This is a genomic window from Flavobacteriales bacterium (assembly GCA_016124845.1).
Classification (GTDB): Bacteria; Bacteroidota; Bacteroidia; order UBA10329; family UBA10329; genus UBA10329.
On the sequence record WGMW01000051.1, the window covers coordinates 1 to 16819 of the forward strand.

Annotated in this window: 20 protein-coding genes; 7 read left to right on the plus strand and 13 right to left on the minus strand. The window is 44.8% G+C overall.

The window, feature by feature from the left end; translation table 11 throughout:
- Window positions 1–41: 41 nt before the first annotated feature.
- Window positions 42–323, minus strand: coding sequence for a GIY-YIG nuclease family protein (locus GC178_16530; GenBank protein MBI1289174.1), 282 nt, complete (start codon window positions 321–323; stop codon window positions 42–44).
- A gap of 231 nt (window positions 324–554) precedes the next feature.
- Between GC178_16530 and GC178_16535 the strand changes: the two genes are divergently transcribed.
- Entirely contained in the window at window positions 555–1769 is a 1215-nt protein-coding gene (locus tag GC178_16535) for a tyrosine-type recombinase/integrase (GenBank protein ID MBI1289175.1), read from the plus strand.
- A 40-nt stretch (window positions 1770–1809) separates the two neighbouring features.
- On the opposite strand, the gene GC178_16540 is transcribed toward GC178_16535, so the two are convergent.
- Window positions 1810–2709 carry a hypothetical protein gene (locus GC178_16540; protein ID MBI1289176.1) on the minus strand — a complete coding sequence of 300 codons (900 nt, stop codon included), beginning with the start codon at window positions 2707–2709 and terminating at the stop codon, window positions 1810–1812.
- Window positions 2710–3196: 487 nt separating this feature from the next.
- Here GC178_16540 and GC178_16545 point away from each other — a divergent pair, with 487 nt between their 5' ends.
- Window positions 3197–3490 (plus strand): hypothetical protein, encoded by a 294-nt coding sequence (locus tag GC178_16545; GenBank protein MBI1289177.1) that lies wholly within the window; start codon window positions 3197–3199, stop codon window positions 3488–3490.
- A gap of 187 nt (window positions 3491–3677) precedes the next feature.
- On the plus strand, window positions 3678–4061 hold the full coding sequence (locus GC178_16550) for a hypothetical protein (GenBank protein MBI1289178.1): 384 nt from the start codon (window positions 3678–3680) through the stop codon (window positions 4059–4061).
- Between the two features lie 113 nt (window positions 4062–4174).
- Here the strand turns inward: GC178_16550 and GC178_16555 are convergent, their stop codons facing one another.
- Window positions 4175–4402, minus strand: a complete 228-nt coding sequence (locus tag GC178_16555) for a hypothetical protein (GenBank protein MBI1289179.1) — start codon at window positions 4400–4402, stop codon at window positions 4175–4177.
- Window positions 4403–4596: 194 nt separating this feature from the next.
- Between GC178_16555 and GC178_16560 the strand changes: the two genes are divergently transcribed.
- The 3 genes from GC178_16560 (at window position 4597) to GC178_16570 (ending at window position 5713) form a co-directional block, all read left to right on the plus strand.
- Window positions 4597–4866: a helix-turn-helix domain-containing protein gene (locus GC178_16560; protein MBI1289180.1), complete on the plus strand. Its 270-nt coding sequence runs from the start codon at window positions 4597–4599 to the stop codon at window positions 4864–4866.
- On the plus strand, window positions 4866–5135 hold the full coding sequence (locus GC178_16565) for a hypothetical protein (protein MBI1289181.1): 270 nt from the start codon (window positions 4866–4868) through the stop codon (window positions 5133–5135). The genes GC178_16560 and GC178_16565 overlap by 1 nt, the downstream gene beginning before the upstream one ends.
- Window positions 5136–5203: 68 nt before the next feature.
- Window positions 5204–5713 (plus strand): hypothetical protein, encoded by a 510-nt coding sequence (locus tag GC178_16570; GenBank protein ID MBI1289182.1) that lies wholly within the window; start codon window positions 5204–5206, stop codon window positions 5711–5713.
- A 13-nt stretch (window positions 5714–5726) separates the two neighbouring features.
- Here GC178_16570 and GC178_16575 read toward each other — a convergent pair whose 3' ends face one another.
- The 3 genes from GC178_16575 to GC178_16585 all read right to left on the minus strand — a co-directional run bounded on the left by GC178_16575 (window position 5727) and on the right by GC178_16585 (window position 7381).
- Entirely contained in the window at window positions 5727–6224 is a 498-nt protein-coding gene (locus GC178_16575; protein ID MBI1289183.1) for a hypothetical protein, read from the minus strand.
- A complete protein-coding gene (locus tag GC178_16580; protein ID MBI1289184.1) occupies window positions 6221–6568 on the minus strand; it encodes a helix-turn-helix domain-containing protein in 348 nt (115 codons plus the stop codon). Before GC178_16580 ends, GC178_16575 begins: the two co-directional genes overlap by 4 nt.
- Before the next feature lie 249 nt (window positions 6569–6817).
- A complete protein-coding gene (locus GC178_16585; GenBank protein MBI1289185.1) occupies window positions 6818–7381 on the minus strand; it encodes a hypothetical protein in 564 nt (187 codons plus the stop codon).
- A gap of 277 nt (window positions 7382–7658) precedes the next feature.
- On the opposite strand from GC178_16585, the gene GC178_16590 reads away from it, so the two are divergent.
- Entirely contained in the window at window positions 7659–9392 is a 1734-nt protein-coding gene (locus tag GC178_16590; protein ID MBI1289186.1) for a hypothetical protein, read from the plus strand.
- On the opposite strand, the gene GC178_16595 is transcribed toward GC178_16590, so the two are convergent.
- The 7 genes from GC178_16595 to GC178_16625 form a co-directional block, all read right to left on the minus strand.
- Window positions 9367–9744: a DUF2335 domain-containing protein gene (locus tag GC178_16595; GenBank protein MBI1289187.1), complete on the minus strand. Its 378-nt coding sequence runs from the start codon at window positions 9742–9744 to the stop codon at window positions 9367–9369. The two genes, GC178_16590 and GC178_16595, sit on opposite strands and share 26 nt — an antisense overlap.
- Window positions 9728–9955 (minus strand): hypothetical protein, encoded by a 228-nt coding sequence (locus GC178_16600; GenBank protein MBI1289188.1) that lies wholly within the window; start codon window positions 9953–9955, stop codon window positions 9728–9730. The genes GC178_16595 and GC178_16600 overlap by 17 nt, the downstream gene beginning before the upstream one ends.
- A 176-nt stretch (window positions 9956–10131) precedes the next feature.
- Window positions 10132–14418, minus strand: coding sequence for a hypothetical protein (locus GC178_16605; protein MBI1289189.1), 4287 nt, complete (start codon window positions 14416–14418; stop codon window positions 10132–10134).
- 101 nt (window positions 14419–14519) lie between these two features.
- Window positions 14520–15023, minus strand: a complete 504-nt coding sequence (locus GC178_16610) for a hypothetical protein (GenBank protein MBI1289190.1) — start codon at window positions 15021–15023, stop codon at window positions 14520–14522.
- Window positions 15014–15457 (minus strand): hypothetical protein, encoded by a 444-nt coding sequence (locus GC178_16615; protein ID MBI1289191.1) that lies wholly within the window; start codon window positions 15455–15457, stop codon window positions 15014–15016. Before GC178_16615 ends, GC178_16610 begins: the two co-directional genes overlap by 10 nt.
- A 50-nt stretch (window positions 15458–15507) precedes the next feature.
- A complete protein-coding gene (locus GC178_16620) occupies window positions 15508–16011 on the minus strand; it encodes a hypothetical protein (protein MBI1289192.1) in 504 nt (167 codons plus the stop codon).
- Entirely contained in the window at window positions 16002–16505 is a 504-nt protein-coding gene (locus GC178_16625; protein ID MBI1289193.1) for a hypothetical protein, read from the minus strand. The genes GC178_16620 and GC178_16625 overlap by 10 nt, the downstream gene beginning before the upstream one ends.
- Window positions 16506–16819: the final 314 nt, after the last annotated feature.

The following is a 16819-nucleotide window of genomic DNA, read 5'->3' on the forward strand; positions in this document are numbered from 1 at the left end:
GGGGCTTCGTAGCGAGAGGGAGATTTGAACTCCCGTCCGCCTCAGGCGGATATGAATCCTGCATCTACTAACGATGGAAGAACCACTGTTCGCAGCCAATTTCTTCCTTGACCGCCTTTCAATTGCTTCTCACGTTCCATCGCTCCCGATTTCGAGTCAAAGAATTCTATATGAATCATTTTCCAAGGACGGTACTTCAGCGTAAATCCTTTAGAACTGCGTTCGTTGTGCCAATAAAACCGTTCGATCGAGACCGAAGAATAGCCTATGTACAATCGGTCTCCCGACTCTGAGTAAAGAACGTACACCACAAACTCATCCATAGAAAACGAAAAAGCCCCGATGCGTTCGGGGCTTCGTAGCGAGAGGGAGATTTGAACTCCCGACCTCAGGGTTATGAATTCTGTTCGTTTTGGTCTTGTATGGATCAACATGTTCCATTTTGAACTTAACTCATGGCTATACTGTGTAAAACTTCACCGAAAAAATTCATGAAAAACCAGCATTTGTTGTACCTATGTTGTACCTTCATGTGACCAAATGTAAGTTCAAATATGGCAAGTGTATCGATTGTTTTACGCAAAAAAGTACGGAAGGATGGCACCTACCCCATTGCTATCCGTATTACGAAAGATAGGAAATCATCTTTTGTTCATACAGGGTACCATGTCTGGGAAAAGGATTGGGATAATCGGAAGTCGAGAGTAAAGAAGTCTCACCCAAACTCTGGTAGGTTAAATGCGGTTTTGGGTAAGAAGTTGCTGGAGGCTGAGAAGGTCCACTTGGAGCTTGATGGTACTTCCAAGGTGACATCTGCCAAGGCAGTCCAAGCGAAAATCAAGAAAGGCAACAAAGGTGCAGGGTTTTTCGCCTTTGCTTTTGACTACGTGGAAAGTTTGAGGGTGGCCGGGAACTATAACGGCTACACGACCGACAAGCCACGAGTTACGAGGTTCCAAGCCTTTACTAAGGGAGAGATTGCCTTTGAGGACATCACTCCTACCCTCTTAGAGCGCTTTCAGGCGTACTTGAAGGGGTCACACCGACTTTCAGATCGTACCATTGCTAATTACCTCATATTGATTCGTAAACTCTACAATAGCGCCATTGTCGATGGCGTAGTAGAAGCCAAGTACTATCCCTTTGGAAGAGGTAAAGTCAAGGTCGTCATTCCTAAATCAATGAAGATTGGCTTTACGGAAGATGAAGTAAAAACTCTTGAAGAACTTTCCTTACCTCCGGAAAGCTTTGAGTATCATGCGAGAAATGTGTGGCTGTTCTCCTTTTACTTGGCTGGAGTCCGTGCATCGGATGTTCTTCGCTTGACCCGTGAGAATATCAAAGATGGACGCCTCTTTTACACCATGGGAAAGAATAAGAAGCCGGGGTCTTTGAAGTTGCCAAGCAAAGCGATGGCTATCTTAGACCAGTACTTGAATGGAAAACCTCGAAAGCACAATTTGGTATTTCCTGACCTTACCAATGTTTCTGACCTCGAGGACACCTTCGATGTGCAGAGAAAAATCAAGCATGCTATCAAGCGACTATACACCGCAATGAAGGAGGTCGCCAAGATCGCGGGGATCGAGAAAAAGCCAACTATGCACATTGCACGGCATACGTTTGGTAATCTGTCGGGTGAAAAGATTCCGATTCAGATGCTGCAAAAGCTCTATCGTCATTCTGATATTCAAACGACTATTGTTTACCAGTCAAACTTCATCTTCAAAGAAGCTGATGAGGCCTTGGATGAGGTGATTAACTTTTGACATTTCTCTGACCTGAACCAAGAAGGTTATTGACATGCACTCATTTTTTGTCTGTGTCCATTTCAATAGGAACCAACTCTGCTCCGTTCCATCTCAGGAATTTCAATGTTTCGGTTTCGATATATCTCTGTGATCCGTCCTCGTTGAACAGGAATTCCTCATTTTCATCTACAATAGCTGTCTCTGCGACATCTTTAAACACAACCACCTCATTTTCGGCAGCATCCAATCCGTTGGGCAATTGATACATGTTGAGTTCACCGTTATACGTATTAAGCACGTTTTCAACATCCCCGTTCAGAATATGTCTCACCCTTCCCGTATAAAAAGTTATCGGCAACCAGACCATAGAAGCATGACCGCCTTCTCCCCCGTCATCATAGTACGATTCGGTTCTGATAAGCTCTGAAAGACTGTCATTCGCATCAATGACAAACACGGTGGTTTCTCCACCACCACAGTAATCATTGATCATGGTAAGAGAGAGTAAGAGGTTAACATTTTTCCAGCCCCTTGGGTCAATCTGTCTCACCACATCTCCCCGAAACGAGAGAATCTGCAACGTATCAACGAATTGTCCCGTAGCATAGTCGAACTTTATGATTTTGCCGAATAGGAAAAGGTACTTGTAGAGGCCCTTGGGGTCGTTAAATGTGCAACTGGCCACACGAGAAGCGTCCACGTATCCCACCTGGTCCTTCAACTGGATCTTGTACCACCTCATGACCGTGTACTTGATATACGTGTAGGTTTCTCCATTCTCATTGACGGCTTCCACATTCACCCGATTCACATCATCTCCTTCGGCAAGGATGTTCAACGCTTTTGTGAATCTGAGCACTTGCAATACGCTTCCGCTTGTGTCCGGCCTGTCATAGACCTTCGTTGAATCGGAGAGTATCGTAGGATAAAAGATGTTTCCCGTACCATCTGTTCTCACCTGGTGAAAGGAGATGGTGCCACCTGATGGAGATGAGAAATTCTGTGCAGTAATTTTACCGAAAGGTATGATGACCCAGGTGAAAATTGTGCAATATATTTTGATGTAACTTCTCATATGTTTATCTACACTAACCGGCAATTATCGCCAAGAACTGCTCCAATCTAAACCTCTATAACATAAGACTCAACATGAATGACGTGATAATCAACGGTAGGAAATGGAGGTTTTTCATGGCGTTTGTATAGGTATTCAAACAACGAAACGCGGACATGGATATTATCTTTTCAAAATTCCGAAAAAAGAAGACCCTGTCACCGTAGCAACAGGGCCTTTCCACCAATAACCATGGAAGGTATCACCCATTTGACCCTCCATCCACAAAATAATGAGTTAGGCTAAGGTAAAATAACCAGTCTATGATTTCGTTGACATAGCTCAATTCGGTCAGCTTTCTACATTTGCGGCCGACCTCTAACATACTCCCTTGGGACTGGAACCAGGATTCAGATACACCTTCCGATCAGAACGAGCGGAAACGGACACCATATCCGTTGAATTCGTGCGTGTTCCCGATTCAGACCTGTCCGAATATCGATTGACCGTCATCGAATACAAGGCGGCTGACCTGCCACCACGATTGCGAAAGCAGATCGACACGCTGAAGAAAGTTCCGTTTGTGGGTAACATTGGCATGGTTCAAAATGGACTATGGAGCATCATGCACGATTTTGACGAGTGTGGTTGGAAGATGTACACCGAATCGCTCGAAGTTGAGTAGAGGAAGTCACCACGCCACCGCTTGACCCCCTTCGTTGGCGTGTTGCCGCTCCTGTGTGGATAGCTCATGATAACTTGACCATTTCCATGCGCACCATATCATCTTCCATTCTCTATATTTATGCGCATCCCACATGACCCACATGGAATTACGACCACATTTCAGATACACTTTCAGATTTCCACGGATGGAAGAAACAAGCTATGCTTCGTTTGACTTCTGCCGTGTTCCCGATTCCAAACATGATGAATATCAACTCATTCTAATAGAGGATCACCTGCAAAAGGGCTCCATCGGCCTTCGACTTCATATTGACGACCTGGTGTTCGGTCCCCTTGTCGGTAGTTTCGATACGGTACAGAAGAAACTGGAGCAAATGGTCAGTATCTCAAAGCTGTTCGGTTGGAAACTGGAAGCCACGCCTCTTGAAGCCAAAGAGGAAACACCAGATGAAGCCAAAGAACCACATCCGCCTGCTTCTACATGGAATGTGCGCCCCATTGAAATCAAGAGAAACGTTCGGTTCGATCCGAGCCTCGAAGAGGTTCTGCAGGTTGAGGAGTACGCTTGAAAAGAATCTCATTTGATACAAAGGTGAGACCTGTTCCTTTTTTGAGGTTGTATGCGTTATCGCATCCACAAACAATCAAACGGTAAGTGTCTGGTAACGACAAGGTGGAAAACCTACCAGAGAAGTTCCAGTCCAGCAATGATGGAAATGAGAATAACAGCTTCTCCGAGTGTTCCGTATTGCCGTAATTTGTATTCAAGTTTCCGAGGAACTCCATGATGGGAAAGATAGGGATATATGAGTTTCTGTTGATGCCAAAGACAAGTCAACTGGGGTATCTTCAAGAGCATGGTGAGTTCATTGCCAACTCTATCCGAAACGGAAGACGATACCAGCTTCATCAACTCCATGATTTCTTCGTAGAGATTGAACTGAAAACAAACGGGTTCCAGACCTTTATCATATGCCTTCCATTTAAGAAGGCAAAACGACTTGAACCATATCTTGACCAGTTAGATTACAACGACTGGATGTAGAGAAACACCACTCTCTGAAGCGTGGGAATGGGTTTTGTTGAATGTGTATATTTATGCACATGAATGTCATTTGTCTGCACGATCAAGCCTTCTACACCCTTATTGAAGAGGTGGTTGAGCGTATGAAGGAGAAAAGCGAACAGACCGAAGAGAAATGGCTTCGTTCTGGTGAGGCCATGGAGCTATTGGGTATCAAGAGTAAAACGACATTGCAGAAGTTGCGTGATGAAGGAAAGATTCGATTCAGTCAACCGTACAAGAAGGTGATTCTGTACGATAGAGCTTCGCTTATGGAGTTTTTAGAGAATAACGCGAAAGAGACGTTCTGATGGATGAATTGAACAGTGAAGAACTTGAAGCAGAGGGCATCAACGAAGTTGAGTATGCTGCGGGGTTCAATTGGGGGTACGTCATTGCTGAACATAACGAGGAACTGGCTCGTGAACTGATGGGAAGTATTGAGAAGGATTCTGACCGAGCAGAAGGACTGTTCCACGGATTCAACCAGTTCTTTCGTGAAAAGGAACAAAGCAGAGCGAATGAATTGAGTGAGCTCCGAAATCGTGGGAAGGGTCAAGAGAGGGACGTGGAACGGTAACCCACTCAGCGAGAGTCCGAACGTGGCACGTATTTTGTCAATCAAAGCGAAGTCCTTAATTCATAGCCATGAAAGCGTCTACCTCCCTCCTATGCCTCTTCACTTCGATAGTATTCCTTACCTCCTGTTCAAAAGATTACCCAACGGATGACCTTGACCTCCAGAACTACCATCCTGAACTTGGTATGTACGAACGGGTTGCACTGAACGACCCCTATGTATTTGAGGGTAATTGGAAGACCATCAAGGTATTTGACTGGGTTTTGCCAGACGATAGGACAACAACCGAGCGAACGGAAACTCTGACGGTCACCAAAACCCATTGGATCACTGATTCACTGTCTGTTCCATACCGTGTTGAGTTCGTGTTGAGTTGCGGTGAGTGGCTTGTCTCTGTGTATCTTCAATATCCTGACCAGGAGAAGAAATTGACCATACAGTACACAGACAAGAACGGATACTACCACGGTTCTTGGGACTACATGTGTTCAGACCCGTATACATTTGCAACGATTCAAATGGAACCTGAAGGTTCTGACCCGTGGAGGATTGACAAGGTTTGGGTTCCAAACAACTGAACGCCTGTGATTTTTATTCGGTCAGATAGAAGTGTGTGATGATTAGCGATAATGCATCAAACAGCCCCATGTTGTAATCTTCGGCCATCCACGCCTTCCTATACTTCGGCACCCGGTATTTGAATTGTGGGAGATAGTCTGCGATAAGGAGGGCGATCCTGTGCTTGGATTGTGCTTCTGAATCAAATTCTCCGAACACAAACCGAATCTGTTCTCTGGTGTACATGTACACCTCTGCATCGTTACTTTCTGCCAAGTGGACAATAGCTTTTAGAAGCTGGGTGACCCGCTTTGACTTGTTCGAGAACTTCCCCTGAAGTTGTTGAATAATGACCTGCTGTGGCATGTACTTATCCATCAAGATGGTGATACGGTCAATGCATTTTACATTGGTCAAACGGTCAAATTTGACCACCCCACAGTCTATGGGTTCACGGGGATTCCTAACTACTGCATAGCCGAAACCGAGTGCATTGGGATAGATGGCCATGGTGAGCTCTTCCCCTGTCATAGTTGCTTGCCATCATTAAGGCGGACAAGGGTTTTGAGAAGCTGGTCAACGCGGTGCTTTGATTTCGGAGTGTCGGACTCCTTCTCTATTCGAGCCACAAGAGGTTTGATACGTGAAGCGATGCGATGACGAATCGTGTCCCGTTGCTGAACAAAGAAGTCGCCAAGTTGGGTATTGAAGAGCAAGTGATATGCAAGGAGTATCTCAATGGATATGGGGCGGTCACCGCTCTCACAACGTGAGATACTTGAGTTATCAGAGTGGTTTAATAAGTAGGCGATGTCCGCCTGGGTGAGATGCGATTGTTTCCGATACAGGCGCAAGGTGTTGATGGTGTTTCTCATAGAAGCATTACGAGTTAATTAGTAACGCTTCATATCATAGTAACTTGACCTCAAGAGAAGTAGAATGAAAAATATGGTGGATTGGCATATTTTTCGGTGGTGGCGTGACGCGTAGTGGATAATCTGTGAGTTCGTGGAAGTTCAGGGTGGGTTCGCGGACGCTCCATTTCCACACATGCGTTACACACTCCTTTCTTCAGGGTCAAACACCCTGAAGAAGCATGCACCACACGTAAGGGAAACCGTAGCTTATTCTTCGTGAAATATCTCTGAAAGTATGTTCGCAATATGCACTGCTCCTTTTGTATCAGTTGCTTTTGTAGAGTTTCTTTTGTCTTGTACGGATAACCCGACAAGTGTTGTACAGGTTATCCGACATCTCATGTAGGCTTTTCCGACACGTTTAGGGTCACCCAAGGAATAGTAGAGACGCGACCTGCCTTTTCTTGAAGACGAAGTTTGAAGCTCCACTCCTTCCCTATCGGTTATGTGAATAAGTCCATGATGCTGAAGGACACCAAGTGTTTCTGAAATTGTCTGACGTGAAAGGCCCGTCTTGTAGGCAAACTGACCTTGAGTAATCCAATCTCTCTTCTTACGCCATCCATGGGTCTGTCTGATGATGACCAGAAGGAGTTTCAATTCTGCCATGGACAAGTATGGAAGAAGCCTGTCGAAAATGTCATTTGGTACGGATGTGAATGGTAGTGTTCCCATGTACCCAGTATCAAAGAACATGTGGTGGATGAAAAGAAGTCTGGTGTTCTTTTTCCGATGGACGGAATTGATCATACTCGTTCCATGGGGTTTCATTCAACATGGCGACTGACGGACGCACAGGTCGATGACTTCCAAAAACTGTATCAAAAACAGTTCGGTATTTCCCTATCCCAAGAGGATGCTCGCGAAAAAGGTGAGCGGATGATCGGCCTTGTGCATGCGATATTGGATGCCAGCGGTTGCGAACTGGAGTAAGCCTGTGATATGCTCTGAATGTACTCGTCATGTTAAGATTTAGCCCAAGAAGGGGCAACGGTATGTGGACGAGTACACTAAATCCTATCCGTTGTCCCTTTTTGCGTACACGCCTATGAAATATTTTATCTATGCCAGAAAATCAACTGAGTCTGAGGACCGTCAAATGGCGTCCATCGATGACCAGATCGCTGAGATGCAAAAACTCGCCTCTGAGCTCAAATTAGACGTCATTGACGTCATATCTGAAGCACGTTCAGCCAAAGAGCCCGGACGTGTGAAATTCAATGAGATGCTCACCCGGATCCAACGAGGTGAAGCATGTGGCATCCTGTGTTGGAAATTGAACCGCCTATCACGCAATCCCGTTGATGGGGGACAAATAAGTTGGATGCTGCAAAAGAATGTGATCAGGCACATTCAGACCTACGGAAGGGATTACAATCCGGATGACAATGTTCTGATGATGCAGGTCGAGTTTGGAATGGCCAATCAGTATATAAAAGATCTCAGTACCGATGTATCGCGTGGAATGCGAAGAAAGGCCGAACGGGGCTGGTTTCCTTCAAAACCACCACTTGGTTACCTCTCTATACGAAGGGATAGACGCAGTAACGGTCAGGATGAGGTAATTCCCCACCCTACTGATTTCAAGCCTGTCCAGAGGCTATGGAAATTGATGTTGACCGGAAACTATACGGTCATGGATCTAAAAAGAGAAGGTGACAAATTGGGACTCCGAAATGTCAATGGGAAACCGTTTTCGAAGAACATTTACTATGACATGCTTCGAAATGAGTTCTATACGGGATTCTTCTACTGGAATAACGAAAATGGCATCAGAACACGGTTCAAGGGAAGACACAGGAGTATAGTGACCGCGGGTGAGTTCGATCAGATACAGACCCTGCTTTCCAGAAAGACCATGCGAAGAAGCGCCAGAACCCGTGATCTCCCGTATCGAGGAATCATCACCTGTGGAGAATGCAACGGTTGTGTCTCAGCCGACAGAAAACAACAGGTCATCTGTACCGTCTGCAAACTCAAGTTCTCCGTCAAAACAAAACAGGCATGTCCAAAATGCGAGACCAATGTCAGGGTCATGAAATCGCCCTCACGTGTCGACCACACGTATTACCGATGCACCAAGAATCATGGTCCATGTTCTCAAATGTCAATGCGAAAAGAGGATATTGAAAACACGCTCGTAGACGCTTTCAGAAAGCTCAACATTTCCGAGGAGTTCTACCAGTGGTTCCGGCCCATTGTACTTGATACACGTGGTTTTCAGCCATCAGAGGCGCTTATGGAACAGACACGGTTGAAAAAACGGAAAACGACTGTGGAAAACAAAATAGATGGACTGATACAACTTCGAAGCAATGGAGAACTCACCGAAGAGGAGTTCAAGAGGAATCGGACAATATCCTACAAGGAACTGGCAGATATTGAACTGGAACTTTCCCGCTTCAACCTACCAGAAATCCAGAAGAAACGAATAAAAAATGCATTCGAACTTTGCCGAACAGGAATCCAGATTTTCGAAAAAGAGAAAGATCCTGACACCCGTCACGACCTTACACTGAAGTTTGCTTCGAACCTAGTTCAAAAGGACAAAAAGCTATATGTCACAACGGATATTATGCTGAATTACATCAAAGAAGCAGAGGTTAAATACTACGCCAAAAAACGTCCATTCGAACCTGAAAATACCCTTGAAAATATTGAGGATTTGACCGAAAAAGTGATGTCAATTCCTGAAATGTGGCGACTAGTTAACTCTATACGAACATGTCCATTGAACATAAAAAGGGAGAATGAAACTATTTCTTCGGAGCTTTTCGACTGAAGTAAAATGCAGCACCGAGAATTGCAAGTCCCCCGAGTGATATTCCCCCACCAAAAATAGGTTGCCCACGAAGTGCAGTGATTGATCCCGCAACAAGTGTCGCAATAACTGCCACGAAACCAAATATCGCTCCTAGCGTAGATTTAAAGTTATCTGTTTTGACAACTTTCATTTCCATTTCTTGACGATGGCGAGACTGATTCTCTGCCATCCGCAAAATCCTATCCGCTGCACCTGGCAGAATTTCCTCATACCTCTGCATTTCTACACTTGAAGGAATTGGTCCTTGGTGATGTTGAATCTGAGTGACTGTACGAGTTTCCTGTATCTGTTGTTTAGGTTTCTTGGACATAGTGATTCAAAGCGTGACGCATATCTGTCCCAATTGCCTCCCAGTCAGCTTGTAATGATTCACGGTCAGCTTCTTCGGGTGTCTCACTTACGTTATACAGACCATCAGAAGAGCCACGGAGAAGAGAGCCAAAACCTTCGGTGAAGCTTGGCTTTCCTTTAAAAAGGCGGAAAGATTGAGAGTCATAATTCATACCCTTATCGTACCTCATCGTAATAATGAGTGCAAGGGAGGTTCAATCATTGATGAACCAAAGGAATTAGACTACTACTTTTTGGAAAAGAATAGAAGTAAAAATATGTCGGTGTGGCGACTAGTTAACTCTATACGAACATGTCCGTTGGACATAAAAAATCAAACCGACAGTATTCATAATAATCTGAATCTTCAATCACTGCGCCCAAAGTGCTGAGCAGTCTCAACCCTCTTTACCAATCCATCTTCTGTCTCCCTGAAAAGCTTAACCAACTGACCCGCGGCATCGTACTCATACTTCGTGGCAATATTATCATTATCCAATGCGTACATCAATCGGCCGGTCCGATTATCATACACCATACCTTCCATCTTTGCATCCAATGGACATACTCTGAAATCATCAAAATACCCTGAACCACTCAGATAGACACGAAGATCATTATTGCCGTTGGTACCACCCGTATTTACGTAATCATCAGGTACTGTAAGCTGTATCTCCAACCTCTTCCAATCTCCAACGATGAGTCCCTCCTCAGTTTTGTTCTTTGAAACTGTGATCAGGTGTCCCCCACTCCACGAACCGTCCAATTCCATGGTGATTGAGGCAAGTCTTGAATTTGACAATCGAACCCAAACACTGGCAAAATATGTTCGCCCCGGCTGAATGCCTCTTTCTCCGTCCAATCCAATTCTGAACAATGGTCCATTCAGCGATTCAAGCTGCAGTACATAATCACCACTATGTGCTCCGCTACTAAGGGCAATTGAGACACCGTCTCTTTTTAAAACTTCCCCTTCCGCATAATATATTGTCGGTTCAGGACGAACATCCACTTCAAAGCTGGTATGGGTAAACCCTTGATAGGGACTGTTAACAGCTTTAGCGATCATCAATCTATCATTGTATCCGAACTTGACCGAACTGTATCTCCCCATGGCGTCAGACCGTTCAATTACTCTGCCATTCCCATCTACCATTGTGGTCGTTCCTATAAGCTTCCAATCTGCTGGATCCACTTCGCCATTGTAAACTTTGCTGTTCTCTGCCAGATACTTAGAGTAACCGGAAGAAAATCGTTTATAGACATCCGAAGTCCCATACCAATCCCAAAGATCGAACGATGAATTCCAAGATGTGGTAGTTCCATCTCTGAGGTTCGCGACATCTTCCTCCTCGTCATAGGTGGTGATGGTCTCCACCTGAGAAACAAGGTTCTTATTCGAGCTGCTGAGGTATTTGGACCCCATGGCCGATTCATTCTCATACGCCAGGTCTGACTTTGCAACCTCAGTTCCATCGGAATAGCTGCTTGAACTTGTCTTAATAGCAATACCTGTAAGCGGGTCTCGCTCGGAGACCAGCGTTGACAGAATCCTGTCATCCTGGTAAATGATCTTTCTCTTCAGATAACGATTTATCTTCTGCTTTCGAAGGACATTGGACTCCGACCAGTTGTTGTTCGATTCAGGAAGAGCCATCTTCATGATATAGAAAACCTCTTCCGTTATTCCGTGGTCGTCATCCAGAGCAAGGTCACTATATTCATACTTTGTTCGAGACACCAGCACATCATCCGCATCAAATTGATACTGTTCTTTGATTCGACCGGCAAGACTATAATCTCGAACCAGAATATGGTTGTACTGCCAGGAATTAAAATCACTTAATTCGCTGACAACCTTTTTAGAGGTGTGGTTTGGACGTAGGTCATTGTAATAATTATGAAACGCAAAGCCTGACCGTCCCAAGACCTCATCATTTGCTCCCTTGATCACATAATCAACCTGATCATACCCTACCATTGGAGGACGGGCATGCCTATCAGAGCCTGAGTTGGACAATAGCAACTGTGGTGAGTATCCGGCCAAGTTCAACCCGCTGAACCTGTCCGGTTCCGTGGTCAATACTCCGTTCTGATAACTATATTCCAAGGAATAGGTCTGATCGAGATCCGGTTCAGTGATCGATATGGACTTTACTCGAACGCCTCCACCGAATGCTTCTTTCAGACGATATTGAAGGTATCCCCAACCATCGAGACCTCCATTACCATTTAACCCGTAGATCGCCTCATAACAATCACATAGCTGAATTGTCGGGGTTTTGAAATAATCATTATTAGGTGGTGAAGCTACAAACTCCAAATCAGGCAGGTCATCCTGATCCAACACCACGTTACATCCGTTCTGGGTCCAGTAATTTGGGGCATAGGTACATTCAACATCAAAGCCTAAGCCCCAACGGGAGACCACATCAGTATTTCCGAAGTAACGGTATCCATCAGGATCGTAGAGTTCGATCTTCCAATCCGACCCCAGAGATGCCCGGTAAACATCTTTTATCCGAAAGATACGTTTGGGCTGTAAACGGATCGGTTGTATGCCTCCGTCATAGCACACCTCATTATATGTATCCGACTCATATGTTACGTTTATCTCACCACCGAGAGGTGTCGTGATCTTATTGAGACTCCACGCATCCACATGGGCATCCTCATCCAGGTAATCCGTAATATATCCTCCCCGCGCGGAGGAATCATAGTTCTTCTTGAAGAACCCGAAAAAATCCTGCTGCTCATGATGATAATTCGGGTTATGGGTACCGCTTGAGTAATCGAACTTATTACTGGGAACTATGCTCACGTGTTGGTCTTCATAGAACTTCACTTTCTTGAGTGTCAGTTTTCCACTGTTATCATCCAAGTTTGAATCATAGGAAGATATCGGTGTGTAGAGAAAGTTCTGTTGAGAAGAGGCCATCCCATTTCCATTGGCGATTTTGACATCACTTCCTAAACTATGGTTGCTCTTAATGTTGTTATACAGCCCCAACGCCAAGGAATTGTCGTAGGTCAATTCCACCGTACGCAAAGAGACACTCTCAATGTCCGACTGATTGTTCTGATAATGGTCCTCTGATACGAATAGCTGCTTGTTCACCTCAGAACCCAATGTAAAATCCGTTGAGGTCAATGCATCAAATGCATCAAGGTCCGCTTCAAACGGATCATACTCATTATTGACGAGAACCACCCTGGTGACTGCCAGTTGTGGAATGATATTTCCATCTGCAACACTATGGGCATCCAACCGTTCATCGTAGACAAAGTATGCACTATGAGACGCAGTACGTATACGGACAGGGTAATATACCTGTCCTTCTCCCTCTGAGACAGTACCATGGGGCTGGTAATTCTCTTCTGACCAGTAGTTGAGGTTCTTCTTTACGCGTTGGTCAAAATTGTACCCGTAGTAGGGACTGCGCCACTCGAACCCATCGGTCCATTTTCTGTAATCCACGGCCATCCAATATCCATTGTCCCCTTCATCAGCCACTCCATTGCTGTTGGCGTCCTCATAGTCCTGACCGGTGATCGCGGTCAATTTCCACGCGGTAGCGTACCGGTCATTCTTCTCATGTATCTGTACTGGATTATTGAAATCGTCTGTGATAGGTGTCACATTATCATCATCCAGAAGAAAATCGCTCGTCCGCATATAGTTTGCATATATGGGTAGCGAGTAATGATAGGTGACCCCTGCAGTATTTGTTATCTGAAACCCTCCGATGCCATACTCCTCAAAATCGGCAAAACTGCTGCTCCCTCTGTCTATGCTGTAGTCAAATTCCAAAAATCCCGAGACCCCATCGTCTATCTCCTTGTTGGTGTAATACTTGATGTGGTTGGCTGCCCAAAGGGTGAATTGATCTGCCTGACAGTTTGAATAGTAGTTTGTACTTGTTGATTGCGATCCCTGCTGCCGTTGAGTATATGGGTTTGATAAGAGCACTTGAGGATTCAAGGACGTTGGCAGTCCATAGATGTCCTCAGACCCCCACTGGTTTTCGATGCTGTAATAGGGAGCCCTGATCTGCGCGCCTGATTCGTCCTTGAAACGGAACTCTGGGCTCTTGGTAAACTTCTGATAAACGGTAGCGGTACCAGTAGGGTCTCCGTAGGATATTTCATTGGCAACATCTTCCCTGAAGAGGTTGGCATAATCGAACATGTAAGGTTGCATCACACCACCAATTCCAGGTCCAGACACATAATAGTCATCGTAGTCTGGAAATTCAAATGGTGCCTCATCCTCGGAAGCTCCGTGTTTGGATGAATACAGGTCCATGGCACGCTCGTAACCGTAATCCAAACTGAAATCATACAGGTCCTTATAATGTACTGGACCAAAAAACTGCCGGATATCGATGTTAAAGGTTGTGGTCACGTTCCCTCCTTGACCATAAAACTCAAAATCCACAACCCTTCCGCCCCTGTAATCATCAGGAACCCCCAACATGTTCCGGGAAACCTCTCCTATGTTGAGGTTCCACCCCAACCCGACCCAAGAGGCCTCCTGGTCGACCCTTACACCTCCCTGATACGTAAGAGCCAACGGAAACACCTCACCACAGGGACCGGGAACCTGCATCAATGGAACAGAATAATGAAAATCGCCCGTGAAAGGCGTAACCATACCACTAAGGGATTGCTCGGGGGTCTGTGCCGAAATTCTTGAAATTGAACCGAACCATACAACCCCACACAAAAGCAGGCCTTTGGGGATAAATGATGTTCTTAATCGCATGCTCTATTTTTAAAAAATTCTTCCCAGTCTATCTTGGAAACGGACTCATACTTCCTGAAAATACTGTCAACCCTGTTTGCAACTTCACATGGTGTCGTATCCTTCCAGCAGGCGTAATCAACTCTATCAAATACTACAATAATGGGATTCCCCTCCGTATCAAACAGGCAATCATCACGAGTCTTTCTATGGTCGAAAAACCGATAACGTTTCAATTGTCCAGCTTTATAAAAATCGAGAGTAATCCCGTTCACCACCCCATTACAGTGGGTTATAGCCGTCTTTAAACTGCCATCATCATAAAGCCATTTAGCAAAACCAACTTGAGCATCATGGAGTCCTGAATCAGCTGGTGTGGGAATAGTGTCCCACGGAAACACTTCTTCCACATGACCGGAATGTTCAATATCACAACTGACAAGCGATACCGACATGCCGACAACCAATGTCAGCACCCGCAAGGCAACCAATGTCAATGACGCACTCAGTCGCATGTTCTGTTTTTGAAAAACGCTTCCCAGTCTATCTTGGAAACGGACTCGTACTTTTTAAAAATGCTGTCAACCCTGTTGGAAACCTCACAGGGTATCGTGTCTTCCTGACAAAAATAAAATGCCCTATCAAAGATTGTCAATGTAGGACCTCCCTCAATGTCAAACATGCAATCGTCTTTAGTTTTTCCATTTACCATAACCGAATACTCTGATAATTGTCCTGTATTGAAGAACTCAAGACTAATTCCATTTCGTTTTCCATTACAATAGCTACTCACTTCCCATAGTTTACCATCATCGTAAAGCCATTTATAATACCCACTCCGAGAATCACGAATTCCTGAATCAGGTAGCAGTGGAATAGTGTCCCACGGAAACACTTCTTCAACATGACCGGAATATCCAGCCTCACAACTGACAAGCGATACCGACATGCCGACAACCAATGTCAGCACCTGCAAGGCAACCAAGGTCAATGACGCACTCAGTCGCATGTTCTGTTCTTGAAAAACGCTTCCCAGTCTATTTTGGAAACAGATTCGTACTTTTTAAAAATGCTGTCTGCTTTCTTACCCGCTTCGCACGGCATTGAGTCTCTCCAACAACCATAAGTGGTTCGATCAAAAATTACGCTAATCGGATAACCTTCTTTATCAAACAAACAATCATCACGAATTTTTCCATGGTTGTAATACATATACTCCGCCAGTTTTCCGTTCTTGTAAAAATCAAGAGTAATCCCATTCACGATTCCATCGCAATGGGTTATTGCCGTCTTTAAACTGCCATCATTGTAAACCCATTTGTAAAAACCAACCTGAACATCATAAAGTCCTGAGTCAGCTGGTGTGGGAATAGTGTCCCATAGTGCCACAATTTCAACATGACCGGAATGTCCGGCTTCACAACTGACAAGCGATACCGACATGCCGACAACCAATGTCAGCACCCGCAAGGCAACCAAGGTCAATGACGCTCTCAGTCGCATGTTCTGTTCTTGAAAAACGCTTCCCAGTCTATTTTGGAAACAGACTCGTATTTCCTGAAAATACTGTCAACCCTGTTTGCAACTTCACACGGTGTGGTGTCCTTCCAACAGGCATAATCAACCCTATCAAATATCACCATGATCGGATTTCCATCCTTATCAAACAAACAATAATCACGGTTCTTTTTATAGTTGAAAACCCGATACTCAGCCAGTTGTCCGTCCTTGTAAAACTCAAGAGTAATCCCATTCACGATTCCATCGCAATGGGTTATTGCCGTCTTTAAACTGCCATCATTGTAAACCCATTTGTAAAAACCAACTTGAGCATCATGGAGTCCTGAACCAGCTGGTGTGGGAATAGTGTCCCACGGAAACACTTCTTCAACATGACCGGAATGTTCAGTATCACAACTGACAAGCGATACCGACATGCCGACAACCAATGTCAGCACCTGCAAGGCAACCAAGGTCAATGACGCTCTCAGTCGCATGTTCTGTTCTTGAAAAACGCTTCCCAGTCTATTTTGGAAACAGACTCGTATTTTCTGAAAATACTGTCAACCCTGTTTGCAACTTCACACGGTGTTGTATCTTTCGAACAACGGTAAGGAACCCTATCAAATATAACGTAAAACGGGTCATCATCCTCGTCAAACATACAGTAATCCTTGACTTTACCACGGTTGAAAAAAATGTACTCCTTCAGTTTTCCACTTTTGTGAAATTTTAGGCGAGGTCCGTTCAGTTTTCCATTACAATAATTACTTAACTCCCTTAAGCTACCATCATTGTATTGCAATTTATA